Raw genomic sequence first — 24,071 nt, forward strand, 5'->3', positions numbered from 1 at the left:
AAATATGATAAAATATTGATTTGACGAAAAGACAGTGAATGAACTTTAGACACATCAAGGAGAGTGAATGATGACTGACAGGCAAACCCTTATGAGGGAGGAAAAGATGTACAAGCTTTTCCTGAGATTTTCCATACCTGCCATAGCCGGGATGCTTGTCCAATCCCTATATAACATAGTGGACAGAATATTCATTGGCAATATTCCTATTGAGGGTGGGCTAGCCATCTCCGGAATTGGAGTAGTGCTTCCAGTAACCTTCATACTTATGGCATTTGCAATGCTATTTGGTATAGGATCTGGTGCAAACATATCAATCAAGCTGGGCCAGAAGAAGCATGATGATGCCGAGAGGATACTTGGTACAGGGCTATTCATGCTTATAATAGCCGGTATAACAATGACGGCAATTGGCCTCATATTCCTTGAGGATATTGTCAATCTTTATGGAGCAAATGAATCTATAAGGAAATACGCCATGGATTATCTCAGGATAATCCTGTACGGGACAACCTTCAACACAATAGCATTCGGCCTTAATAACATTATAAGGTCTGAAGGTGATCCTAAGGTTGCAATGTTTACAATGCTGATTGGAGCTATCTCAAATATCATACTAGATCCCATATTCATATATGGATTGAAAATGGGTGTAAGCGGAGCTGCTTGGGCCACAATAATAGCCCAGTTTATGAGCTTTATATGGACATCCAGCTATTTCCTCAGAAAGAAAGGGATCCTAACGCTAAGAAGAGAATATGTAGGATTTCATGGGAAGATAGTACTTAAGATAATGTCAATTGGCGCATCACCATTTTCAATGCAGGTTGCAGGAAGCCTCATTGGAATAATCATAAACAACAGCCTGATGACTTACGGCTCAGCTAAGGCAATAGGTGCCTACGCCGCCATAAACTCGATAGTGATACTATTCCTTTTATCAATTTTTGGTATGAACCAGGGGCTTCAGCCGATAATCGGCTTCAACTATGGAGCACGGAATTTCCACAGAGTGAAGGAAGCTGTCAAGGTAGGAGTACTCGCAGCAACGTTAGTATCAACTCTCGGATTCGTACTTGTTCAGCTATTCCCAGAGGTATTCATCAACTTCATCACCAGGGATCCTGAAATCCGAGAAATTGGAGTAGTTGGAATAAAGCGATTCTTTATAGCATTCCCGCTCATTGGAACACAAATCATAAGCGCAAACTTCTTCCAGGCTATAGGAAAGGCTCAGAAGTCATTCATTCTTTCCATGCTTAGGCAGGTGTTCCTTCTTGTTCCGCTTTTGCTCCTACTTCCGGGGTATTTCGGAATGGGCCTACTTGGAATTTGGACCGCTAGTCCGATTTCTGATACCTTGGCTACTATTATAACCGTCTTTTTCATCAGGTATGAGTTCAAGCTGCTTTCGCAGAAGGAAACTGAAAAGCTGGACGAGGAGAGGGAAAGGGTCAATCATGTCATTGAGGAGATTGAAGCTGCCAAGGAGCACGTTTCAGTATAGAACTTGGGGTGGGGGCTGCAATATGAAATGAAAAAACCGGAAATCGCCGGTTTTTTATGTTATGCAGTTAAAATCATGTTCCAGACGATACCAAGCTGATTCAGCATTGAATTAAGGTCGATATACCCGTTCTGGTCAAGGTAACGGATGACCAGGAATATTATCACAAGCGTTATGATCAGCTTGATTGCCGATTTGATGAATTTCAGGGCAATGATTACTGCCACCACTGCAAGTATTACTATAAGAAAATCCATGATACACCCCCAATCCTATGGAGATATTATAGCATCGAACTCTTTAGTGTTGCATAAATAATGTTTATAATTTGTTTAAGGGCAAAATGGTAGTATGTATTAAATACGAGACCTAATCTTAGGCGGAGGTGAAATGATGAAGCTTCTTATCATCGAGGACGACATAACCCTAGCAAACAGTATAGGTGATTATCTTAGGGAGGACTTCGACGTCGACTTCGCATATGATGGTGAAGAAGGACTTTATGAGGCTGAAAAGGACATCTATGACATCATCCTTCTTGACATCATGATGCCGGAGATGGATGGATACGAGGTGCTGGACAGTCTCAGAAAAGAAGGAATAAGCACGCCTGTTATATTCATGACTGCGAAGGATAGCCTGGATGACAAGATAAAGGGGCTGAGACTTGGTGCGGATGACTATGTGGTCAAGCCGTTCTTCAGGGAGGAGCTGCTTGCAAGGATAGAGGCTGTACTCAGAAGAAGCGGAAGATGGACCGATATCGCCTCGATCAAGTACAAGGACCTTACACTTGAAAGGAAGACCAAGAGGGTATTTTTGAGAGAAAAAGAAATATTCCTTCAGGGCAAGCAGTATGACCTGCTTGAATACCTGCTTTCGAACAAGGACACAATACTGACAAAAGAACAGATATTTGACAGGATCTGGGGTTTTGATTCGGAGACCATGGTAAGCGTAGTTGAGGTATATATCTCGAATCTCAGGAAGACACTGAAGAACTACGGATATACGCTTCCCATCAAGACCGTGAGAGGTCTTGGATACATGTTCTCTTTGGAGGAAAGCAATGAAGAAGAGAAAGCATAAGCTGCTTCTTGGATATGCGATAGTCTTCCTATTCATAATAGTGGGATTTTCCGGGAGCATTCTTGCATACGTATCGAGGACTCATCTTGAAAAGGTGGACACTGACCTGATGCTTCTAAAGACTTCGATCCAGAAGGCTTCAGGCAGGGTGCTGGAGATAGATACCCCATTCAATCCGAAGATGCAGGTGGTCCTCAGGGACGGGCATGGAAACCTTGATGATAGGATGCCAGTGCCTGATTGGTATCTGCAGAACGTGGATCATCTCTCACCAAAGGCGAAGGATGAACTTGAGACCGTCTCAGCAGGCGATTTCATGTACAGGACAATCAAATTCGATGCAATTTACAGGGGGCAGATGTATTCAGTCCAGCTTCTGTATAACATTGATTCGGACATAGATGCACTTCTTAACCTGAGGAAGATACTGGTAAATGGCAGCGTAGTGATCCTCTTCTTCTCCCTCTTCATAAGCAATTTCCTCGCAGACATTGCGGTAAAGCCTCTGGAGGAAGCTCTTGAGAGGCAAAGGGAATTTCTGGAGAATGCATCGCATGAGCTGAGGACACCAATATCCATTATACAGAGCAGGCTTGAAGGGCTGCTGAGGGATCCTGAGAAGAAGATAATCGACAAGTATGAATATATCGAGCCTGCTATCAGAGAGACCAGAAGAATGGGCAAGATGGTCTCCAACCTGATGGTCCTGACCAGGGCGGATGCCGGAGAGGCATTGGGTGAGGTAGAGAAGTTCAACCTGAGTGTTCTAGGTGAAGAGATCTCTGAAATATACAGGGAATTCGCCTCCATACAGGAGAAGCCATTCCGGTACGTATCCAGCGGAGATGTTTTCATAACCGCCAACAGGGAGAAGCTTCACCAGCTTCTCATAATACTCCTGGACAATGCTCTCAAGTATACAGGAACCGGGGAAGCGCTGGAGCTAGTAATTGAAAGCCAGAAGGACAAAGCCATGATAAAGGTGGCGGATGAAGGCATAGGAATCAAGGAGGAGAACCTTGAGAACGTGTTTCTGAGGTTCTTCAGGGAAGACAAGGCGAGGACCAGGACATCTGGCGGTACAGGTCTTGGATTATCCATAGCCAGGTGGATAACCGAATGTCACGGAGGTACTATCAAGGCCTACAGGAACAAGACAAAGGGAACGGTCATAGAGGTTGTGCTTCCAAAAGAGAATCACTTAAAACCAAGGAAAGATATCATAAGGACATAAAAAGAGCAGCAATGCAGGTTGAATTTCAACTTTGCTTGCTGCTTTTGGATTTTAGAGCATATCTTCAAGGGCTTTCCGGTCAAGGACTGTTATGCCTCTCTGACCTTCAAGCCTTATTATTCCTGAGTCCTGCATGGTAGTTAGTCTTCTCGACAGCGTCTCCTGTGACGTGCCTATGAGGTTTGACAGAATACCCTTGCTGTATCTGAGGGTTATTTCGTTCGAGCCTGTCCTGTCTGCTTCGTCGAGGATATATTTTGCAAGCCTCTGGCCTGCATCGTACAATCCAATGGACTCCACCAGGTCTAAGGCTTCGAGGTTTTTCCTGGCATATTTCTCAAGGAACTTCAGTCCCATTTCAGGATGAAGAAGAATGAGTGCCTTGAGGTCATCTCCACGTATCATGCAAAGTGCCGTGTTTCTCATGGCCTCCGCATAGTTCTTCAGGGTCTCGTTGCCGAAAAGGGAATGCTCTCCAAGAAAGTCACCTTCCTTCAATATATGGAGGATCTGCTCCTTGCCGGCGGATGAGAACTTGGATATCTTCACTTCACCATGGTTGATGATATAGAGATTGCTGCCAGCCTCCCCTGGAGAGAATATGACTTCGCCCTTCCTGTAGAACTTGTGGATGCTCTTTGAAAGGACCATGCTTTTTTCATCAGGTGAAAGGAAATCGAATAAGGATATCCTGTCCACACAGGTTCCGCCTTTATCACCGCATACGCGGCATGTCTTGCTTCCTTCAAGGAACATGGATTCTTACCTCCCTCATTAAGAAAAAAATCAGGATGACTCCTGATTCCATTGACTAGAGTATACCTTCATCCTTAAGGAGCTGCTCAAGGTTCACCACTTTGTCAAAGAGACTCTTGAACTTCTCCCTGATCATGTCTTCCGTTGGATCTTCCTTCAGGCTTTCTTCCATACCTTCCACTTCATTAAGTGCATCTTCAATATCCTTGTTGATAGCATCGATCAATTCCTGCTTCATGATTTCTCCTTAATTAAGTTCTTCTTTTGAAGTCTGTGATTCCGGATCGGTCTGGCTGACGAAAGGCGCTCTGAACAGGAACTCCCTCTCATTGCCGCAGTTCTCGCAGACACAGGTTGTGACATTGCTTGCATGACCATTGTTGAAGGTCAGTCCCAATGATTCAGTTATATATTCCCCGCCGCAGATTTCGCACGGTGTGTTGTTAATTATGACATATTCGCTCTCGACGAATTTCATTACTTCATTAAGTATCAAATTGTTGCCTCCCGGAAATTGAATTTCCTATACATGTTATCACTAAGGTCTTTTATTTGCAATACGGGAACTAAGGTCCGAAAAATAAAGTCACTATAGGCAGATGAATAAATAATTGGGCTGTTAAGTGGAGAAAAATATCCACTTGTCATATAATGAAGATAGTATCTTTATCAAGGCGGAGCAAATGATGGAAGAAAAAACATTCAGTTCTTTCGAGGTCATCAATGAAAATGTAATAATCAAGAGGATAGACAAGTCTCTTTTGTCATACGGGGAGATAAGGATACCCAACTACCTGAGGGATTTCTTCTATTTCCATGAAATGGAGAAGCACGACAGGTGGGATATAAGGATATCCTATAACCAAGATGACTATTATGGAGTCCTTTATCTTGACGATTATAAGAAGCTCAGAGGCAAGCTCAGGTGGGGAAAGGACCTTACACGTGAGCTTGGCAACGCTGCGGCCAAATATATCTTCGATAAATACGATGGCACAGATAGCGAGGAAGCTGTTCCGCTATTGAGGCTGAAGAAGCTTTCAAGGACGGAATTTATAGCTGAAGTGCTGTTTCCCCATGAAATAATGGCCTGCAGGAAACAGGGACCATTCGAAAAACCGGATGAAGGGCTTGAGAACGACCCTGACACAAGGCTTGAAGTGCTCAAGGTTCATGGCCTGGATTGCTGGATCTGCGGATTCAACTATGAAAGCTCCTACGGAGAGCTTGGAAAAGGTCTGATACAGGTGCACTACAAAGGAAAAGACTTGAAATCCGAGGTTAGTCTGATTGAAGACTTCATACCGCTATGCGGCAACTGCCATGCAATGGTGCACATGATGGAGGACTCAGGAGCAGGCATCAAGGAGCTCAAGGATTATGTGAGGTTCAGGCAGGAGATACGAAAAACCAAGAAATGACCTGTGGCGGCAAATTGCCGCCTTTTGAATTTCAATCTTCACCTGAACAAGTCTGAAAATTCACAATTTTCAGGTTGACTAACTTTATCTCAGGTAATATCATTTGAGTAAGAAACCATGAACTGAAGATTATGATACAAGGCGAGTTGTACCGTAACCACATGGAATGCGAGTTTTCCGTAAGTAATCGGGGAACGTACGCAGTATGGCCATGGGGTGCGGAAGGCGCCTTTTTTTAGTGTTTGCGATAAGGCGCTGGGGCTCTTTCTACAAGAGGTCCAAGCGCCTTTTCCATTAGAAAGGAGGATTTTCAAATGGCGAAGATGGCAGTATGCGTAGGTATTAACGACTATCCGGGATCTTCAAACGACCTGAAGGGCTGCATCAACGATGCGAAGGCATGGGCTGAGCTTCTCGAAAGCCACTATGGATTTGAAAAGAGCAGCATAACCATGCTGACTAATGCAAAGGCTACGAAGGCGAACATCCTGGAGGCAGTTGGTAAGATGGTTGAAGGTGCAGTGTCAGGGGATACTATAGTGTTCACGAATTCATCCCATGGAACATATCTGGAGGACACGTCAGGTGACGAGGAGGCATATGATGAAGCGATGTGCCCATATGACTGCAGCGAAACCCTTATCTTAGACGATGAGCTGAGGGAGATGTTCTCAAAGGTGAAGCGGGGAGTCCATTTGACTGTGATCTCAGATTCCTGCCATTCCGGCTCGGTCACAAGACTCATAGAAGGCAAGGAGTACAGGAAGCCCAGGTTCCTCAGTCCTGACAGCATAGGAAGGGCAACCATCGAGAACATATACAAGGCAAAGTCAAACAGGAAGTCAAAGCATCCACAGTCAGGGATGAAGGATGTACTTATTTCTGGCTGCACCAGTGATGAATACTCATACGATGCAAGCATCGGAGGAAAGTATCATGGAGCGATGACCTACTATGCCATAGAAGCGATTGTTGAATCAGGATACAGCCTGACGTATAGCGAGCTCCACAAGCTGCTGCAAGAGAAGATCAAGGAAGCAGGTTATCCGCAGACTCCACAGCTTGAAGGAAAGAAGGCAAACAAGGGAAGGAAGGTCTTCGAATGATGTTTGGAGGATATTCAAAGGGAGGCCTTGAGCTTCCGACAGTTATCCACATATCAATATCGAGGTTCCTCAAGAGTCTTCCGAAAAAAGGCGAGCCCCTTCAGTTCCTTGTGGCAATGCATGTAGAAGGGACAGGAGTCACCTGGCAGAAGAACGTTACAGTTGATCCGCTTGCAGAGAAGAGATTACTTGAGCTTACAGAGGACCTTTATCTGTGGAGCATCAATGCCAGCTTCACCAAGGAGGAGGCAGAGGAGAAGCTAAGTGAGCTTGGAAAAACCCTCCATAAGGAATTCATAGGAAGCGATGGAGAAGCTTTTCTAGGGATGCATGATCCGACGACAATTCTCCTGAATGTTGACGAGACAATAATGAACCTTCCCTGGGAGCTTATCGGGAAGAATAGACCACTTTCATTGAAGCTGCCATTCGGGAGGCTTGTCACCACAAGGATACTCCCTGAAAGAGAAAGAGATGCTCTTGCTGAAGACAGCACGCTTAAGATCCTTGCGATAGGAAATCCTACGGGAGACCTTTATGGAGGGATCAGGGAAATAGAGGCGATTAGGGAACTGGCGGGTGAATACGCAGGATACCGCATCGAGGTGAAGACATTAACAGGTGATTCAGCCAGCAAGCAGGCATTCCTGGAGCTGGCAAGGACAGGGGAATACGACATCATACACTTTGCAGGGCATGGAGACTTCAGTGAATCAAGTCCGAAGATGAGCGGCATAAGGTTCTCCGATGGGATGTTCACTGCAGCTGAGGTTGCTGACATCGGATGGAAGTCACCGCCATACATAGTATTCAACAGCTCCTGCGAATCTGGACGGTCAGCCGGTGGAAAGCGGCTTGTATCCGGAAAAGGCTCAGGCAATGGAATGGCTGCTGCCTTCATAGCTGCAGGAGTCACAGGTTATGCAGGCTATTTCTACCCTGTGACTGACACAGGCGCAGCCCTTATGACAAAAAGCTTCTATACGGCCATGCTTGAGCTCAAGAATATCGGGCTGGCCTTCATGGAGGCAAGGGAAACGGCAGTCTGGGAGCTTGAAGGGACTTTGGACCTTGCAGGCTATTCTGCCATATTCTACGGCGATGCTGCAACAGGAAAGAGGAGAGACGTGTATACAAAGGCATGAAAGGAGATGCAAGGATGGCAAAGGGTACTGTTATCGATGTGCACTGTCATCTGTTTGGCGCTAAGTTTGCTGTAATGGAGCTTGCGGCAGCGACCTGGGCGATAATCAGGAAGGAATACCCTTATGGAGTAAAGCCAAGAGGGGTATTCGAGCCGCTGAAGGTGCTCGCGAGGGTGCAGGGTGTGGCAGACCTGGCTGCTTATGCTGCTAGGCTGATTACTGTGGCAACAGGTGATGAGAAAGACAACTATGAGCTGCAGGTTGAATCATTCAGGAAGAGCCTTCTTGGTAAAAAGGATTTAGTAGTTGCACCGCTAATGATGGATGTGTATTTTGCTCTTCATGACAACAAAAGGTTTGCAGGAGCAAAGGGGAGTGGGGCAAAAGGATTTGAGATTGATCCTGTGGAGATGACGGATTTCAACGCTCATCTTGACAGCATCAAGAGGCTTGTCGAGAGGGAGAAGGCAAAGATCGCAAGTTTAGAAGGAACAGCTGTCAGGAGAGGAAAAGATGAAGCCGTTGATAGGATATTTGGCGATGTCAGAAAAGAATTCATGAAGGGCAGCGCCAGAGGCTCTGGCACGGGATATGAAGGGATCCAGATGACACCGGGATACAAGTATCAGCTTGAGGAGCTCGAAGCTCTTGCAAAGGGCAACGAAGGAAGGATTTATCCCTTCCTGGCAATTGACCCCAGAAGGGAGGGCTTCATGGAGCTTGTAAAAATGAAGGCAGCTGAAGAGAACGGTGCGTTCAAAGGAATCAAGCTGTATCCGCCGCTGGGATACCTGCCGTCACATGAGTCCCTGAAGGAGCTATATGAATACTGTGAGAAGCACAGAATTCCTGTGACCGTGCACTGCTCACTTGGAGGGATGCAGAATTTCAGAAGATTCAACCGGGTAACCGGATGGGACAGGAAGGCTGAGGATGTCGACTTCAAGTCAAAAAGGATTACGAAAAGCGGATTCTATGCAGATCCAGCTGGCTGGGAGCCGGTACTTGATGAGTTTCCTGAATTGAAGCTTAATCTTGGGCACTTCGGAGGACCTGGCACAGGAACCGAAGGTTCAGTAAACAAGGAATGGGTAGATACTATAAGAAGGCTGATGGCGAAATTTCCGAACGTATATGCTGATATTGGCTATGTTTCTGACATGGACAGGGCGGCTGAGACGCTGGAGCTTATCGAGGCAGACACTCTGCTTAAGCAGCGGGTGATGTTCGGGACTGATTATGTGATGGTTATGATGGATCTTAATCTTGGGGGACTCGACAAGTATTTCAACAGCTACTACGGGCTTGATGCAGAACTTATTTCCGGCAATGCGCGGCGATTCCTGGGGATTTAATTACACAGAGGTAAAGGAGGAATTGAAATGCCTGCTGATTTTACTAAGTTTGACATAAGCAAGATAAAACAGATAAGACAATTCAAGATCAATTATGAGAATGTAAAGAATTTCGAGCTGGTAGTAACCAGAGGAACACTGATTCAGACCTACCATGATTTTGTGCAGATTAATCCGCTTCTGCTCATGAAGACAACTGAGCAGCCAAGACCGGAATTTTCAGATGACCTTAAGCAGCTGAGGACGGAGTCAGTATTCGCTTTCCCAAAGGGGAAGGTAATCATCCTTGTCAATGATGGAGTTTACCCTGCGATAAAGGCTTCAGTTGACCAGTACGTCAGGGATCTGGCTTATGAGGGGTATTTTGCTGTAGTTTATACGGTCTTAAGAGGCACCCCTTCCCAGCTGCGGAATTTCCTGAAGGGAAAGAGGCCTTTCGCTGGAGCTGTGATGATAGGAAGCCTTCCGGCAGCATGGTACGAGGATACTGATGGTGCAGAATTCCCTTGTGACCTGTTCTTCATGGACCTGGACGGAGACTGGAAGGATACCGATGCAGACGGTAAATACAATGAGCACACGACTAATGTGCTCCCTGAGGTCTGGGTCGGAAGACTTTGGACTCCTACTGCAGATGGCAATGATGCGGCACTCATCAATGACTACTTCTCAAGGAACCACAGCTTCAGGAAAGGACGATTCGGTTGCTCTTGCGAGGGGCTTGCATACGTTGATGACGACTGGAGCGGTTTCGGTGACTGCGCTCTCGATATGGCGATTCCAGCTGCAGGAATTGAAGTGGTAACTGACCATACCCAGACTGATGGAGACAGGTTCAAGGTCGAGCTTGACCAGCACAGGGGATGGCTGCAGGTCTGCACCCATTCGAATCCTGGGCTTCACTCATTCAAGGTGCCCGGAGCACCGACTGAGTATGTATACAACACTTATCTGAGAGATACCAATGCCCCTAATGCTTATTTCTACAACCTGTTCGCATGCAGCAGCGCACTATTCACTCAGGCTGATTACATGGCTGGCTGGTACATATTCGACAAGGAAGGCGGCCAGGTGAGCAACGGTATGGCAGCTGTTGGAAGTGCCAAATCCGGGTCCATGCTTTATTTCGAGAACTTCTACGCACCTATGGGAGCTGGCAAGGTAGTCGGAGATGCATACGTGGACTGGTGGAAATGCCTTGGACTGACCCATGAAGCAAATGAGATACACTGGCACTACGGTATGGTTCTGCTCGGTGACCCTACAATGAACTGGTTCACAGGAGCGGTGCCAATACCAAGGACTCCAAGGAACGGATCCGTATTCGACCATTTCCCGAGGACCATGAAGCTCAGCTGGAATCCTGTACCGATTGCCGGGGCAAAATACAGGGTTGAAATAGATGCGTTCGGTGCCAAAAACGGAGGAAAGTGGGCTGCAGAGACAGGGCAGACCTGGCTTGTGTCTGGGATACTTAATACCACAAGCTATGACCACGTGTTTGTAGGAGCGCAAAGAGGAAGGTGGAGGGTAAGGTCCATAGTCAACAATATCAGCGCACCATGGAGCGACTGGAGCTACTTCAGGTTCACAATATGATTCGGGAGATAAGGGGGATGCTCACCTTCGGGCCGTCCCCCTGCCTTGAGACTCCCTGCATGCCTGGAACCGCATTCCAGATCAATGAAGGCAATTCCGTATGGTACCTGAAATGGAATGGAAGGCTTCTTGACTGTGGAGATGAGTTTGATGGAACCAGACTCCAGGAAGGCATGCATTTGAGGGTGTCAGGAGTAGAAACCATCTTAAAGGATATATATGGCCTGGAGCATAAGGTGGTGGAATTAGGCAGTTTGGAAAAGCTGTAGCAGAGTATGCTGATGGAAAGGAGGGATTCATGCAATTGGACATCAAGACTGTAAAGGGAATAACTCAGAAAGTAGCTGAAAAGCTTGCAGAAGCAAAGATAGACACTTTAGAAGGCTTTAGAACAGCTACAAGGACTTCTGCAAAGAGAATGGAGCTTTCAAAAAAGACAGGTATCAGCTATAGCCAGCTTTACAATTTTTCAAAGCAGGCTGAACTTCTTGGAATAGGAGGGATGACAGGAGAAAATGCAGAGGCACTCGTAAGGGCTGGTATAAGAAGTGCAGCTGACCTTTCAAGAGCGTTGCCTTCAAGCATAGAGACATTCCTCGGCGCGATGGAGAGATCAGGTGCATTGAAGACATCAGGACCTGGAGCGGCTGAGCTCGAGCTTATCAGGAAAATAGCGAAGAAAGCCAAGTCAAGGTTTGAACCTGACAAGGAAGACCTGAGGAGCCCTTACATCGAATTCGAAAAGGATACTAAGACGTTTATTCCAGAAGGTGCCATGCCAAGGGGTGGAGGTGAGGAGGCAACATCCTTCTTCAGCGGTATCAAGGAGCTGATGGTTGATATAGGCGAAGGAATTGCCGAGGCTCAGCATGCACTTGACCTTAGCTCCATGGATATCCAAAACTCAATACTCGACGACCCTGAGCTTGCTGCATATGGCTTTAATGCAAGCTGGTACACCATACCGGAGGCAACCTTCACACTGAAGATGGAATATGCCGTGACTGAAGAAAAGTCATCGTCCGGCACATCAACCATAAGGAAGTTTCTTGTCAGCCCGTCCAATGCAAGGTACAACAACTATTTCAAGTCCCAGGAATCGGCGTCGAGCACCATATCCATGAGATTTGTGCCGATACCGCCGCCGGACAGGTTCACTGACAGGATAGCAATACCTGACCTTATAGGTATGGACCACGATGAGGCACTTGAAGAGCTGAAGCTTTTGGGAATACCAGTTGGAAACCTGGAATCAACTGAAGGAACCACAATGAACGGGAAAGCCACTGAGGTTACGTGGCAGTCGGTGGATGCTGGGAAAATTCTAAAGATAGGTGAAAAGGTCAGCCTGAAGGTGACTGCCGCACCGTAAGCGAGAGGAGGGAACATATGCCGGATAATATAGAGCTGAACAGACTTCAGACCGTTCTAAGGACCAAGGAGAATCTCATAACAAGGCTTACGGGTGAAAAAGAGGCTCTTCTTGCTGAAAAGGCGGTACTTGCAAACCAGAGCGCACAGCATGTCACGACAATCAGAAGCCTTGAGAGGGAAAAGCTTGCAGTTGAGACAAGGCTTACTGGAATAATCGAGTCAGAAAGAAAGCTTGCAGCTGCAAAGGATACCCAGATAGTGAAGCTTCAGGAGGAAAAGGCGGCACTTGAAGCTGTCAAGACAAGCCTTTCAGGCCAGCTGAGCCAGAGCAATTCACAGATTCAGAGCCTGCAGCAGGAGAAGAAGGTGCTTGAGAACAGCTACAAGGCACAGATGGAGACTGAAAGGAAAGCTGCAGCACTAAAGGATGTTGAGATTTCAAGGCTTAAGGAGACGATCTCCGAGCTTTCAAGGGGTGCAGGAGCGGGAGAAGAAGTTCTGAAGGAGCTCACATCAGCGCAGCTTAATCTTACACAGGTAACGCTTCATGACAATATGATCATGCAGCATCTTGTTGAAGCGCAGTCGATCAACCTGATAAGTGAGGACAGGATAAAGAGGCTGGGAGTACAGGTTGAGGACCTTACGAGGACTATAAGCGAACTGCAGCTGGACAAGAGCGGAATCAAGGCGGAGCTTGATATTCTCAGGAGCAGGTTTGCATCCTCATTTTCAGCCGAGGAGCTTTCCAGTTACCTCAACAGCGCCGTGGATACCTTCAACAAGCAGGAGAATGCATCGGATCCGAACGTCAACTACATCATAAACGGGCTTGACCTTCAGCTGAAGGCGAAACTTTTCAAGGATGACCAGGACAGGATGATGCTGACAGGTGCCGATATATCTTCAAAAAGTGAAAGCACCATCAGCACGCTTAACATTTCTATCAGAGCAGTACCAAAGATCTGAGGATAAATTCGAAAGGAGGAATTTTGATGCCAAACGTAGGACAGGAGCTTCTAAACGTACCTTTCCCGGAAATGGTCCTGAAGCTTGCTTCAGCAATAGCAGAAGGCCAGTTCAAGCTTGATATGGTAAGCTGCAAAATAGCCAAGATGATGGGTGACATAAAGCAGGCTAAGGTATACCTTCCCGACCTCACCAGTGACGATGAAAGTGCATCAATCGAGACGTCTCTTATAGGCGCAGGCTTTCAGCCAACGTTCTATCAGTTCACAGACACGATAATCGAGGTGAAGATGGCGATAACCATGAACCAGTCCTTCGAATCCACCTTCTCAACCAGCGCTTCGGGAGGATTCATGTGCTTCGCGGCGTCTGTCAACGCATCATTCTCGTCAAAGTACTCATACAGCGTTGAAGGCTCGAGCCTCTTAAGGACCAAGATCACACCACTGCCACCAAATACCTTCATGCAGAGGATACTTGACATGAAGGCGCAGAAGATGCAGCAGTTGTTCCAGCTTAAGCTGAAGGAACAGGAGCTTGAGATAAAGAAGGCTGAGGCCAAGCTTAAGGTGGAGACAGATAAGATAGAAGAAGAGATCAAGAAGCTTGATGATACCAAACCTACTCCATAAGATGATAAAAAGGAGGGAATAGCATGGGAATAGGACAGGAACTTTTAAACGTCCCCTTTCCACAAATGGTTTATCAGCTGGCTTCAGCCATAGCGAGGAGCCAGTCGCTGCTGGACAGGGAATCGATAGAGATACTTAAGGTAATGGGAAACAAGGAGCTTGCACCGGTGTTTCTGCCAGCAATCAAGATCGAAGGCGGAGAGGTCGTGGAGGAAGAAATAGAGACATCCATGGTAGGCGCAGGCTTCCAGCCGACCTTCTATCAGTTCGCTGAAACCATAATAGAGGTCAAGATGGCAATAACCATGAGCCGCGAGACAGAGTACACCAGTGAGACCAAGGGGGAAGTAAAGACTACATCGACTACCTCGAAATGGTGGAACCTCTCAAGGAAGACAGTTGTCACCACCACACCGATTGACGCAACCTATTCGAGTAAATACAACTATACACAGGAAGGCTCAAGCCTCATAAGGACTAGGCTCGTACCGGTGCCGCCAAACTCGATAATACAAAGGCAGCTGGATATGAGGAGCCAGGCAATGCAGCTGATGTTCGAGCTGGATATGAAGAAGCTTGAACTGGCGCTTGAAGAGAAGAAGCAGACGCTAATGAAGGAGATTGACGATCTGTAGAAAGGTATTTGCCTTCTGCACAATACAATCGGTGGTGATCCAATGGGAGAAAATGACGTAAAAAAGGTATTGAAAAATGACATAATTGAAGCTTCACTGCTGCTCGGTTCCGGGTTGTTTGACGATGAGCCTGAAGAGGTCTTTGATACAAGAAGCCTGAAGGCGCAGGGAACCGGCATTACGGAAGAAAACCCAAAAAGCAGCAGTGGTGATGCTTCAGACCCGGGCTTTTCTGTTTCAATTGATGATAAAAGGACTGTATCAGATACAAGAAAAGCGCAGCTTGAGGTAATCAGATATTTTTTGAGGACAGAACCCAACCAAAAAAATGGCGCAGATAAAAAGAGAGAGAAGCTGGAAGACCATAGAAAGCCATGTGCCGATGCAGCTAAGTCACTGAATGACAAGGGACAAGAACAGAGAAATACCATTGAAGAAAAGCTGCAAATCCCAACCCGTGAAAAGTCAAAAATACGGCCGAAAAGCATCAGGATCGATGAAAAGGTAAGAAAGAAGCATCATGCTGCTGACATTGAAAAAGCTGTTCCAAAAGTAAAAGCCGAGGCAAGACAGGAAGTAAAGGTCAAAAAGAATGAGACAGTTCAAAAAAAACATCCTGTGGGCAGCTTGACGACAAGTAGGCCTAAGGATAAACGTGCTTCGGATAACAGGTCAGGCCTGATGAGCATGAAGCTGAAGGACAGGGGATCAGGTGAAAATATGAAGTCAATGATGGATTTGAAGATGGACATGACTGATAAATCGGAAGGCATGGCGGAATACTTCAGGAGGTGACAGCTTGGACGAGAGAATATTCGAAGAAGTGGCAAGGCAGATCAAGTCACTTCATAATGCCTCATATGAGCTGATAAGGGAAGGAAGGTTCGATGAAGCAGGCAGGCTGCTCACAAGTGCCGGGGAAATATCCGGCCTGACGGGCTACAGGGAGGGAATGGGCATGAGCTGCATGAGCCTTTCAAACCTTGAGGCAGTAAAGGGTGATTGCATCAGGGCAATCGAGTATGCCAGGGCATCCGTTGACTACCTTGATAAGGAATCTGGCCGTGATAGGGCGGAAGAGCTCCTTGGCAGACTTTCTGTAGCTGCAGTGAAACTAGGCATGGAAAAGGAGCGGAGGGGATGCTTTGATGAAGCCTTGGACCTTTACTCCGCAGCACTTCCCAAGCTTGAAGGAAAGAGAAGGGAAGCAGTGGAGAGAGAGATAAGCCTTCTGAAGGGAGCACAGGATGGGTAATGTGATAGCTGAAGCTCTGGTAAGATTCAACAAGGATGCGATAATGGAAATATCCAGAGGAAATCTTAAGGAAGCGCTCGTCATATTCGAACAGAGTCTGGCGGTTGAGGAAAAGCTGAAGCTCGGGCCTGAGCTGCCCAAGACCCTTGTAAACATCGCAAACATCCATATGCTCATGGGAAGCTTTGAAAGTGCATCAGCGAAGGCAGAAATGGCCATTGAAGCATTCATGAAACTTGGCTGCAGGGAGGAAGAGGAGAAGGTGAGACTCCTTGCAGGAAGAGTATGCATACGGCTTAATGACTTGAAAAAGGCATATGGGCATTTCAACCTGGTAGCAGAAAAATCAAAGGCAAGTGACATCAAGGGAGAAGCATATCTGGAGATGTCAGGCATCCGCTTCACTGACAAGGATTACCTTAAGGCCCAGGATCAGATTGGAAAAGCGATCGCCTATTTCGAGCATGCCGGAAGGAAGGATCTTCTGAAGAAAGCATACCTGAAGCGGGCAGAATATTTTAGAAGCCTGAAAAAAGAAGATCTGGCAAGGCTTGATGACATACGGGCAAAAGGTCTTGACTCAAAGATGGACATATGAAAAGGATGGTCCCTGTTTTTTCAGGGGCCATCCTTCATATATGTCCGAGAGCCTTAAGTTTACTGTCCATGGACTTCAGTAGAAGTATCGAGTCAGCCAGCCAGTAGACTGCAGTTATTACCCAAACCATCCATACTGGTGTCTTGAGGAAGAATATGAGTATTATTGTCAGTGGCATCCTTATGAACCAGGAAGTTAAGAAGGAGACCTTGAATGGGGTCTTCGTGTCACCCATTCCCCTCAGGACTCCCGCAGATATCATGGATGCACCCATGGTGGGCTGCTCGAATGCGCCGATTGCCAGGCACAATGCTCCAAGCATCACCACATCCTCCTCGCCGCCTGTTACGAACATGGAGATGAGCTGCTGCGGAAAAACAAGGAAAAGGAGAGATATCACACCCATTACTGCCGAACCCATGATTACTGAGGTATAGGCATACGCCCTTGCTCCTTCATGATCACCTTCGCCGACCTTCAGTCCGACAAGTGCCGATGCAGCCAGCGCGAATCCCCAGCCTGGCATAAAGGAGATGGACTCGATCATTGTTGCCATGGTATTTGCAGCCAGGGCTTTAGTCCCGAGCCCTATTATCATGAACTGCCCAAGCAGCCTTACAAGGCTTATTGAACCCTCCTGCATCGATGCAGGAACCGATAATCTGAAGAATGACTTCAGCCTCTGGATATCAAGGGTTTGGATATGAGAAAGCCCTGGCTTCACCTTTGACCGCCTGAGCATATAGGTCGTACTGAATGTTAAGCCAAGTGCCTGCGCTATGACAGTCGCAATCGCTGCGCCCTGCACACCAAGCTCAGGCATTCCCAGGTTTCCAAAGATAAGGCCGTAGTCAAGGATGAGGTTTGTCATAGTGGTTATCGCAGAAGCCACAAACGGGACCTTTGTGTTTCCGTAGCCCCTTAGAACTGCGTTGACTGAGCTCAAAACCATGCTGAAGAAAATTGCGACAGCAACAATCCTGAGGTAACCGGATGCAATAAGAGAGACCGCAGCCTCTGCACCTGCAGCCCTGACTGCACTTCCTGCAAAGAGGAATACTAGTACTGCTATCATGGAGGCTGAAGCTGCAGCTGCAAGGATACCAAGAGTTGCATACTCTTCAGCCCTTTTGAGCCTGCCTGCACCGAAAGACCGTGCCACAAGGCTCGTGGTGGCTATTGAAATTCCCATGCCTACGAATATGTTGGAGACTGTAGCCACCATCTCAGCGCTGACACCGATGGCTGCAAGGGCCTGGCTTCCGCCGTATCTTCCGACCATGACTGTGTCTAGCGTAAATACCAGCATTACCAGGACCTGTTCAAATACAGCCGGAAGGGCCAGTCTCAGGACATCGCCTGCAGAACTTCTTGAGAAGTGCATCCTATACCACTTGGAACACGAAGAACTTCAGGTAGTAGGATTCATCGGAGGTCATGAGTATCGGGTGGTCAGCGCTCTGTGTCCTGAACTCGACCTGCCTGAGTGTCCTGCCTGCGTCCCTCGCCGCTTCGATTATTGTTTCCCTTAAAAGCTCCTCGCTCATGAAATGGGAGCATGAGCATGTGACAAGGAAGCCGCCTTCCCTGACCAGCTTTATTCCCCTGAGGTTGATCTCCTTGTAGCCTCTTTTTGCTCCTGCAATGCTGTCCCTTGATTTGGTGAATGCAGGTGGGTCCAGAATGACCACATCGTACTTCCTGCCTTCCCTTGCCCATACGGGCAGTATATCAAATGCGTTGTGTACCTCGAAGCTTACCCTGTCTTCAAGACCGTTCAGCTCAGCATTCTTCTTTGCAAAATCTATGGCATGCTGTGATATGTCGAGTCCGAGGACTGACTTTGCACCAGCGATTCCTGCATTCAATGCGAAGGAGCCTGTATGGGTGAAGCAATCCAGAACCTCAGCGTCCTTCACGAGGCGGTGAATGGCCTTCCTGTTTTCCTTCTGGTCAAGGAAGAAGCCGGTCTTCTGTCCGTTTTCGATGTCGACCATGTACCTTACTCCGTTTTCCTCGATCTGCACCATTGTGTCAAATGGCTCGGTCAGGAATCCCTTCGTCTCTTCCATGCCCTCGAGAGCTCTGACTGCGACATCACTTCTCTCATAGACTCCTCTTGCCCCATGGTCCTTCATGAGGATATCCACGATATCCTTCTTGAACCTGTCTATTCCCAGGGCAAGGCTCTGTATCACATAGATGTCATTGAATTTGTCAATTGTGAGTCCGGGGAGAAAGTCAGCCTCACCGAAGACTACCCTGCAGCTTGATGTGTCTATCACCTTGGACCTGTAGTCAAAGGCATCCTTTAGCCTCTTCCTCAGGAACTCGTAGTCAATCTCATCCTCCTGATTTCTTGTCATGAGGCGGATGGAAATTTTAGAGCTGTCATTTATGAAGCCCTTGCCGATAAATCGACCCCTTGAGTTATAGACCTCGATGATATCGCCGTTAGTATATTCTCCGTCATACCCTTCAATCTCATCCGTGTAGATCCAGGGATGGCCCTTTTCTGCTTTTCTTCCCTTGCCTTGTTTGAGGTAGAACTTTGTAAGCATTGTTTTCTCCTTCGAACGGACATTGTCCGCTTCACAATATTGTCCTTTAGCTGAACAGACCCTCTATCTCCTTTTCAGTAAGCTTTCCGAGAATGGTTTCTCCCGGCTTTATGACCGAGTCCACCATATCCTTCTTCCTTTCCTGGAGCGATACTATCTTCTCTTCAATTGTGCCTGCAGTGATGAACCTGTATACCTGAACCTTGTTCTTCTGTCCTATCCTGTAAGCCCTGTCAGTAGCCTGGTCCTCGACCGCAGGGTTCCACCACGGGTCAAAATGTACTACAACATCCGCTTCCGTGAGGTTAAGTCCTGTTCCTCCTGCCTTAAGCGAGATGAGGAATATGTTCCTTTCTCCGTTCTGGAAGGAATTAACGAGATCTATCCTGTCCCTTGAATCAACTCCGCCATCAAGATAAAGGCAGGGATGACCGTTTGCCTCGAGCTCTTTGCGTATTATCGCGAGCATTGAAGTGAACTGTGAGAAGACCAGCACCTTGTGGCCGCCTTTTATGCTTTCGTCAACGAGCTCCATAAGCGCATCCAGCTTTGCGCTCCTGCCCTTATACCCGTCGATTATAAGAGCCGGATGGTTGCAGGTCTGTCTGAGCCTTGTAAGGAGCGACAGTATCTTGATGTGGCTGTGCTTTGTTTCGCCTGTTATCTCCTTCTTCGCTTCAGAAAGCTTCGCCACGTAGACCTTTTTCTGGGACTCGTCCATGTCGAGGAGAAGCCTTGTCTCGATCTTGTCAGGGAGCTCCTTGAGGACATCCTTCTTCAGCCTTCTTAGAATGAACGGCTTCACATGTGAAACCAGATTCCTGAGCGCATCCTTGTCACCATAAGTGGTTATGGGCTTCTCGTATCGTTCGAGGAACTTCCTGTGCGAACCCAGGTATCCAGGCATAAGGAAGTCGAATATGGACCACAGCTCGGTCAGAGTATTCTCCACCGGAGTTCCTGTCATCGCAAGCCTGTACCTGGATTTGATTGACTTTACGCTCTTTGCCGCTGACGTCACCGGATTCTTTATGTGCTGAGCCTCATCCAGTATGCAGTAGTTGAAGTCTATGTCCGCATAGAGGTCCTGGTCCTTCCTGACAAGAGGGTATGAGGTCAGTACTATATCGTGGTCAGCAGCAAGTGTGACGAGGGTTTCCCTGGTCTTTCTGGAGCCGTCTACCACGAGAACCCTGAGTCCAGGGCCGAATTTCTCTATTTCTGCCTTCCAGTTGTATACCAGGCTTGTAGGTGCGACAACCAGCGACGGGCGAGACTTGTCTCCGCTGTCAATTAGAGTTATTACCTGCAATGTCTTTCCAAGACCCATGTCATCGGCAAGTATTCCGCAAAGCCCGCTTGACTCGAGAGCCTTCAACCACTTTACACCTGTCTTCTGGTAATCCCTAAGTATTGATTTGTAGCTTGCAGGTACCTTGAAGTCGAAGGATTTAGGATCCCTGATCCTCGCAATCATCTCACTTACATGTGCATCCTTGCTGAATAGAATACCGGTGTCCTTGAGTGCCTCCTCAAGATAAAGTGCTCTGCTCACAGGAACCGAAATGCTTCCATCCATAAGGTCCTTTTCTTTCAGACCAAGGTTTGTGACTACCTCGCTAAGCGCTTTCAGGCTGCTGTCGAGGGTATCGATGAAGGTACCATCCTTGAGCCTGTGATATTTCTTTCCATCCTTCGAGGAACCAAGAATTTCAAGCAGTTCATGGGAGGAAAGACCATCAGGAAGATCGAATGAAAACTCAAGGTAGCTTGCTCCGTCCTTTGAGGATAGTGATATTCCTGGTGAAGAAGCGCCTTTTGAGGTAATTTTTCTGAAATCGTCGCTGTAGTAGACCTCAGCCCTTTCCTTCAGGAGCGGAAGCCCCTTTGTCAGGAAAAGCCATATCTCCTCATCTCCGTCCAGGTACATATGGTCCATGAACAGCCTGAACTCACAGTCCTCGAACACGCTCATGATGCCCTCTTCCATTGGGATGTCCCTTACAATCACAATCCCGGTCTCTTTCATTAGTATCTCATTGCCGAGATTGTCCCTGACAAGCGTGTCGTTGTTTTCCCTTACAGTATAATCACCGTACCTGAATTTGAGCTTGGCTGTAATGCTGTCTTCATGTATGTCAAGGTAGACCTCCGGCCTGAGCTCCTCGGTTATTATCTTATCCTGCAGGGCTCCATCAAGGATGACCTGACCTGTCCTTCCAAGCTCAGGCAGGACGCTTGAAAGGAAGGTATCCCTCAGGTCCTGAGGTATCGGCAGGAATCCGCCATCTTCCTTCTGGAGTATTGTCGAGTTGATCGTCCTTATGGTCTTAAGTTCCCTGTCAGGCACGATGCCAAGGATGCCGGGCTCATGGAACACAGCGGCGGTCTCATCAAGAAAATGGCAGCCCTTGTCGAGTTTTACCCGCAAAGACAGACTGCCTGATTTTTCACTGATGCTGTAGCTTATCTTCGGTGACACCTCTGCAATTACCACAGGCTCTTTCCTGACTCCGGTCATACCGCCTGCGAAAGGGCTGGTATAGTGGACGGTTTCACCGTTCAAAAGTCTTAATACCTTCTTCATCATCTGAGGTGTAAGGAGAAATCGGTCTCCTCTGACTACAGTTTTCGACCTGACATATGGTTCAGACGGAACTGATAGTGCAAGGTAGAGGCTGTGAAGATACTCAAAAAGCTCATCATAAGGTTTGTCAGCCTTGATGAGTCCTTCAGACCACTTGTCCAGAAACTCCTCCATGCTTTTTTCGAAATGCATCTTTTCTTTTCCGGACCTTATCCTAAGTGAGGTTGTGGTATCAAAACCATCCTCTTCTTCAAGGAAGACCTCTATATCCAGCTCCTCAGGAGATTCCTCGAAAGACGACATTGAGATACCCTCTATGAGAGCCCTTGCGGATCGTCCTGACTGAACCGGGGGTTTCCCCTGCCGAAATATGTTTACCTGTCTTCCCAGGTCCACCCTTTCAAGTGACATAAGGGTTGCGAGGACATGCTTGCATGCTTCTCCGCTGGATTCATAGGAGGGGCATGAGCAGTAATAGTCCTCCACAGCTCCGTCGCTGCCCATTTCTATATAGGTGCTGTAAAGCTTCTTGCCCTTCACGGTAGACCTTACCTGAGTTCCGCTAACGTTTAGTGCAGTTACTCTTCTGTCCTTGGAATATATTGAGGCTCTGTCATATACGGCGGATGAACCTGCCAGCTCGACGAGATATTGCCTTGAGAACGTCATCTTCTGTACCTTCCTTTGGGTCTTTAGTAGAAATATACCGGCTTTCATACAGGAAGTCTTCTGCGAAGTTTTAAATCTTCTGCGAAGTTTTTTAAAAGCTTACCTAAACTTTCCAAAAGCCACCTATCATTTTACCACAAAATGAAGCAGATACAAAATCAAAGGACATGTTTTTTATCGTTTTGAAATAGCTGGAAGCAGCTTTGAGTTCTGCACGAGCATTTCGGGTGACTCCGGCAATGGGTGAGGATGGTAAAGACAGTAAAGACTCCAAAGATAATTTTTGAAACAGGTAAACAACATGAAAGGTTTTGATATAATAAAGGTGGACAGATTCTTGAATTTGTAAATGAACGAAGAACAAGGAGGAGCGAAATGGGCAGCATAGGGCTGGAAAGATTCTTGAGGGAAAATCTGGCGGAGCTTAAATCGAAGGGACTCTACAATGAGATAAACATCCTTGACGGAGCGAACGGACCCGTAATTGAAATCGGAGGGAAGAAATTCATAAACCTTTCATCCAATAACTATCTCGGGCTTGCGACAGACAAGAGATTAATTGAAAAGGCTGTGGAAGCTACTGTCAGGTACGGTGTTGGTGCTGGTGCTGTAAGGACCATAAACGGTACCCTTAAGGTTCATGATGAGCTTGAAAAGAGAATCGCAACGTTCAAGGGAACCGAGGCAGCCATTGCATTCCAGAGCGGCTTCAACTGCAACATGGGAGCGATTTCTGCGATAATGACCAAGGATGATGCCATTCTTTCTGATGAGCTTAACCATGCATCAATTATAGACGGATGCAGGCTTTCAGGGGCAAAGATAATAAGGGTCAGGCACCAGGACATGGATGACCTGAAGGCTAAGGCGAAAGAGGCCATAGAATCAGGACTTTACGGGAAGCTTATGTATATTTCGGACGGCGTATTCTCCATGGATGGTGATGTGGCTGACATAGACGGTATTGTCGAAGCCTGCAGGGAGTACGACCTTATCAGCTATATTGATGATGCTCATGGCTCAGGTGTCATGGGAAAGGGTGCAGGTACTGTCAAGCACTTCGGGCATTCTAAGGATATCGACCTGCAGATGGGAACCCTGTCAAAGGCGATTGGAGTCGTCGGAGGCTATGTGGCAGGAACAAAGGACCTGATAGACTGGCTGAAGGTAAGGGCAAGGCCGTTCCTGTTTTCAACCTCAATGACACCTGCAAGCGCAGCGGCATGCATAGAAGCTATTGATATCATGGAAGAGAGCACTGAGCTTCATGACAGGCTATGGGAAAACGGGCTGTACCTCAAGAAGAGGCTGAAGGAGATGGGCTTCAACATAGGCAATTCACAGACACCTATCACTCCGGTCATAATTGGCGATGAGGTGAGGGCTCAGAGGTTCTCGAAGAGGCTGTTTGAAGAAGGCGTATATGCCAAGGCCATAACATTCCCGACAGTGCCCATGGGTACCGGGAGAATCAGGAACATGCCGACTGCAGCACATACGACAGAAATGCTGGACATAGCCCTGTCAGCCTATGAGAAGGTAGGCAGGGAACTCGGAGTCATTTAAGGGGAGACTTTAT

At 47.3% G+C, this 24,071-nt stretch carries 24 protein-coding genes; 17 read left to right on the forward strand and 7 right to left on the reverse strand.

The features are described 5' to 3' along the window. Positions 1 to 70 precede the first annotated feature (70 nt). A complete protein-coding gene (locus tag J2Z34_RS01305; RefSeq protein ID WP_209458029.1) occupies positions 71 to 1,507 on the forward strand; it encodes an MATE family efflux transporter in 1,437 nt (478 codons plus the stop codon). A gap of 59 nt (positions 1,508 to 1,566) precedes the next feature. On the opposite strand, the gene J2Z34_RS01310 is transcribed toward J2Z34_RS01305, so the two are convergent. Beyond that, positions 1,567 to 1,764, reverse strand: a complete 198-nt coding sequence (locus J2Z34_RS01310) for a hypothetical protein (RefSeq protein WP_209458030.1) — start codon at positions 1,762 to 1,764, stop codon at positions 1,567 to 1,569. A gap of 136 nt (positions 1,765 to 1,900) precedes the next feature. Here J2Z34_RS01310 and J2Z34_RS01315 point away from each other — a divergent pair, with 136 nt between their 5' ends. Together J2Z34_RS01315 and J2Z34_RS01320 are read left to right on the forward strand one after the other, a co-directional pair. Next, a complete protein-coding gene (locus tag J2Z34_RS01315) occupies positions 1,901 to 2,596 on the forward strand; it encodes a response regulator transcription factor (RefSeq protein WP_209458031.1) in 696 nt (231 codons plus the stop codon). Further along, positions 2,577 to 3,830: a sensor histidine kinase gene (locus J2Z34_RS01320; protein WP_209458032.1), complete on the forward strand. Its 1,254-nt coding sequence runs from the start codon at positions 2,577 to 2,579 to the stop codon at positions 3,828 to 3,830. Before J2Z34_RS01315 ends, J2Z34_RS01320 begins: the two co-directional genes overlap by 20 nt. 51 nt (positions 3,831 to 3,881) lie before the next feature. Here the strand turns inward: J2Z34_RS01320 and J2Z34_RS01325 are convergent, their stop codons facing one another. Genes J2Z34_RS01325 through J2Z34_RS01335 form a run of 3 tightly spaced genes read right to left on the reverse strand, consistent with a single transcriptional unit; the run spans position 3,882 to position 5,082 of the window. Beyond that, the gene (locus J2Z34_RS01325; protein WP_209458033.1) at positions 3,882 to 4,586 is read right to left on the reverse strand and encodes a Crp/Fnr family transcriptional regulator; all 705 of its coding nucleotides are present in this window, start codon (positions 4,584 to 4,586) and stop codon (positions 3,882 to 3,884) included. A gap of 55 nt (positions 4,587 to 4,641) precedes the next feature. Continuing rightward, on the reverse strand, positions 4,642 to 4,824 hold the full coding sequence (locus J2Z34_RS01330) for a hypothetical protein (RefSeq protein WP_209458034.1): 183 nt from the start codon (positions 4,822 to 4,824) through the stop codon (positions 4,642 to 4,644). Between the two features lie 9 nt (positions 4,825 to 4,833). Continuing rightward, entirely contained in the window at positions 4,834 to 5,082 is a 249-nt protein-coding gene (locus tag J2Z34_RS01335) for a metal-binding protein (RefSeq protein WP_209458035.1), read from the reverse strand. 190 nt (positions 5,083 to 5,272) lie between these two features. Between J2Z34_RS01335 and J2Z34_RS01340 the strand changes: the two genes are divergently transcribed. The 13 genes from J2Z34_RS01340 (at position 5,273) to J2Z34_RS01400 (ending at position 16,675) form a co-directional block, all read left to right on the forward strand. Beyond that, positions 5,273 to 6,007 carry an HNH endonuclease gene (locus tag J2Z34_RS01340; RefSeq protein WP_209458036.1) on the forward strand — a complete coding sequence of 245 codons (735 nt, stop codon included), beginning with the start codon at positions 5,273 to 5,275 and terminating at the stop codon, positions 6,005 to 6,007. Positions 6,008 to 6,321: 314 nt separating this feature from the next. Beyond that, positions 6,322 to 7,113 carry a caspase family protein gene (locus J2Z34_RS01345; RefSeq protein WP_209458037.1) on the forward strand — a complete coding sequence of 264 codons (792 nt, stop codon included), beginning with the start codon at positions 6,322 to 6,324 and terminating at the stop codon, positions 7,111 to 7,113. Next, entirely contained in the window at positions 7,110 to 8,258 is a 1,149-nt protein-coding gene (locus tag J2Z34_RS01350; protein WP_209458038.1) for a CHAT domain-containing protein, read from the forward strand. The genes J2Z34_RS01345 and J2Z34_RS01350 overlap by 4 nt, the downstream gene beginning before the upstream one ends. Further along, positions 8,255 to 9,613 (forward strand): amidohydrolase family protein, encoded by a 1,359-nt coding sequence (locus tag J2Z34_RS01355; RefSeq protein WP_209458039.1) that lies wholly within the window; start codon positions 8,255 to 8,257, stop codon positions 9,611 to 9,613. The genes J2Z34_RS01350 and J2Z34_RS01355 overlap by 4 nt, the downstream gene beginning before the upstream one ends. A gap of 27 nt (positions 9,614 to 9,640) precedes the next feature. Beyond that, a complete protein-coding gene (locus J2Z34_RS01360) occupies positions 9,641 to 11,212 on the forward strand; it encodes a hypothetical protein (RefSeq protein ID WP_209458040.1) in 1,572 nt (523 codons plus the stop codon). Continuing rightward, entirely contained in the window at positions 11,209 to 11,481 is a 273-nt protein-coding gene (locus tag J2Z34_RS01365; protein WP_209458041.1) for a hypothetical protein, read from the forward strand. Before J2Z34_RS01360 ends, J2Z34_RS01365 begins: the two co-directional genes overlap by 4 nt. Positions 11,482 to 11,510: 29 nt before the next feature. Next, on the forward strand, positions 11,511 to 12,584 hold the full coding sequence (locus J2Z34_RS01370) for a DUF4332 domain-containing protein (protein ID WP_209458042.1): 1,074 nt from the start codon (positions 11,511 to 11,513) through the stop codon (positions 12,582 to 12,584). A 17-nt stretch (positions 12,585 to 12,601) separates the two neighbouring features. Continuing rightward, the gene (locus tag J2Z34_RS01375; protein WP_209458043.1) at positions 12,602 to 13,555 is read left to right on the forward strand and encodes a coiled-coil domain-containing protein; all 954 of its coding nucleotides are present in this window, start codon (positions 12,602 to 12,604) and stop codon (positions 13,553 to 13,555) included. Between the two features lie 26 nt (positions 13,556 to 13,581). Further along, complete coding sequence (locus tag J2Z34_RS01380; protein ID WP_209458044.1) at positions 13,582 to 14,187, forward strand: hypothetical protein; 606 nt, start codon at positions 13,582 to 13,584, stop codon at positions 14,185 to 14,187. A 23-nt stretch (positions 14,188 to 14,210) separates the two neighbouring features. Next, complete coding sequence (locus J2Z34_RS01385; protein WP_209458045.1) at positions 14,211 to 14,822, forward strand: hypothetical protein; 612 nt, start codon at positions 14,211 to 14,213, stop codon at positions 14,820 to 14,822. A 42-nt stretch (positions 14,823 to 14,864) separates the two neighbouring features. Then, a complete protein-coding gene (locus tag J2Z34_RS01390) occupies positions 14,865 to 15,617 on the forward strand; it encodes a hypothetical protein (protein WP_209458046.1) in 753 nt (250 codons plus the stop codon). Positions 15,618 to 15,621: 4 nt separating this feature from the next. Next, the gene (locus J2Z34_RS01395) at positions 15,622 to 16,077 is read left to right on the forward strand and encodes a hypothetical protein (protein WP_209458047.1); all 456 of its coding nucleotides are present in this window, start codon (positions 15,622 to 15,624) and stop codon (positions 16,075 to 16,077) included. Next, complete coding sequence (locus J2Z34_RS01400; RefSeq protein WP_209458048.1) at positions 16,070 to 16,675, forward strand: hypothetical protein; 606 nt, start codon at positions 16,070 to 16,072, stop codon at positions 16,673 to 16,675. Before J2Z34_RS01395 ends, J2Z34_RS01400 begins: the two co-directional genes overlap by 8 nt. 34 nt (positions 16,676 to 16,709) lie before the next feature. Here J2Z34_RS01400 and J2Z34_RS01405 read toward each other — a convergent pair whose 3' ends face one another. From J2Z34_RS01405 to J2Z34_RS01415, 3 genes are read right to left on the reverse strand one after another with little or no spacing between them, the layout of a single operon-like run. Further along, on the reverse strand, positions 16,710 to 18,059 hold the full coding sequence (locus J2Z34_RS01405; protein WP_209458049.1) for an MATE family efflux transporter: 1,350 nt from the start codon (positions 18,057 to 18,059) through the stop codon (positions 16,710 to 16,712). Between the two features lies 1 nt (position 18,060). After that, complete coding sequence (locus J2Z34_RS01410) at positions 18,061 to 19,236, reverse strand: class I SAM-dependent rRNA methyltransferase (RefSeq protein ID WP_209458050.1); 1,176 nt, start codon at positions 19,234 to 19,236, stop codon at positions 18,061 to 18,063. 46 nt (positions 19,237 to 19,282) lie between these two features. Next, positions 19,283 to 22,540 carry an SNF2 helicase associated domain-containing protein gene (locus J2Z34_RS01415; protein WP_209458051.1) on the reverse strand — a complete coding sequence of 1,086 codons (3,258 nt, stop codon included), beginning with the start codon at positions 22,538 to 22,540 and terminating at the stop codon, positions 19,283 to 19,285. Between the two features lie 327 nt (positions 22,541 to 22,867). On the opposite strand from J2Z34_RS01415, the gene J2Z34_RS01420 reads away from it, so the two are divergent. Continuing rightward, the gene (locus J2Z34_RS01420) at positions 22,868 to 24,058 is read left to right on the forward strand and encodes a glycine C-acetyltransferase (protein ID WP_209458052.1); all 1,191 of its coding nucleotides are present in this window, start codon (positions 22,868 to 22,870) and stop codon (positions 24,056 to 24,058) included. The last annotated feature ends 13 nt before the right edge of the window (positions 24,059 to 24,071 follow it).

It is taken from the genome of Youngiibacter multivorans, assembly GCF_017873395.1.
In the GTDB taxonomy this organism is placed as follows: domain Bacteria; phylum Bacillota; class Clostridia; order Clostridiales; family Clostridiaceae; genus Youngiibacter; species Youngiibacter multivorans.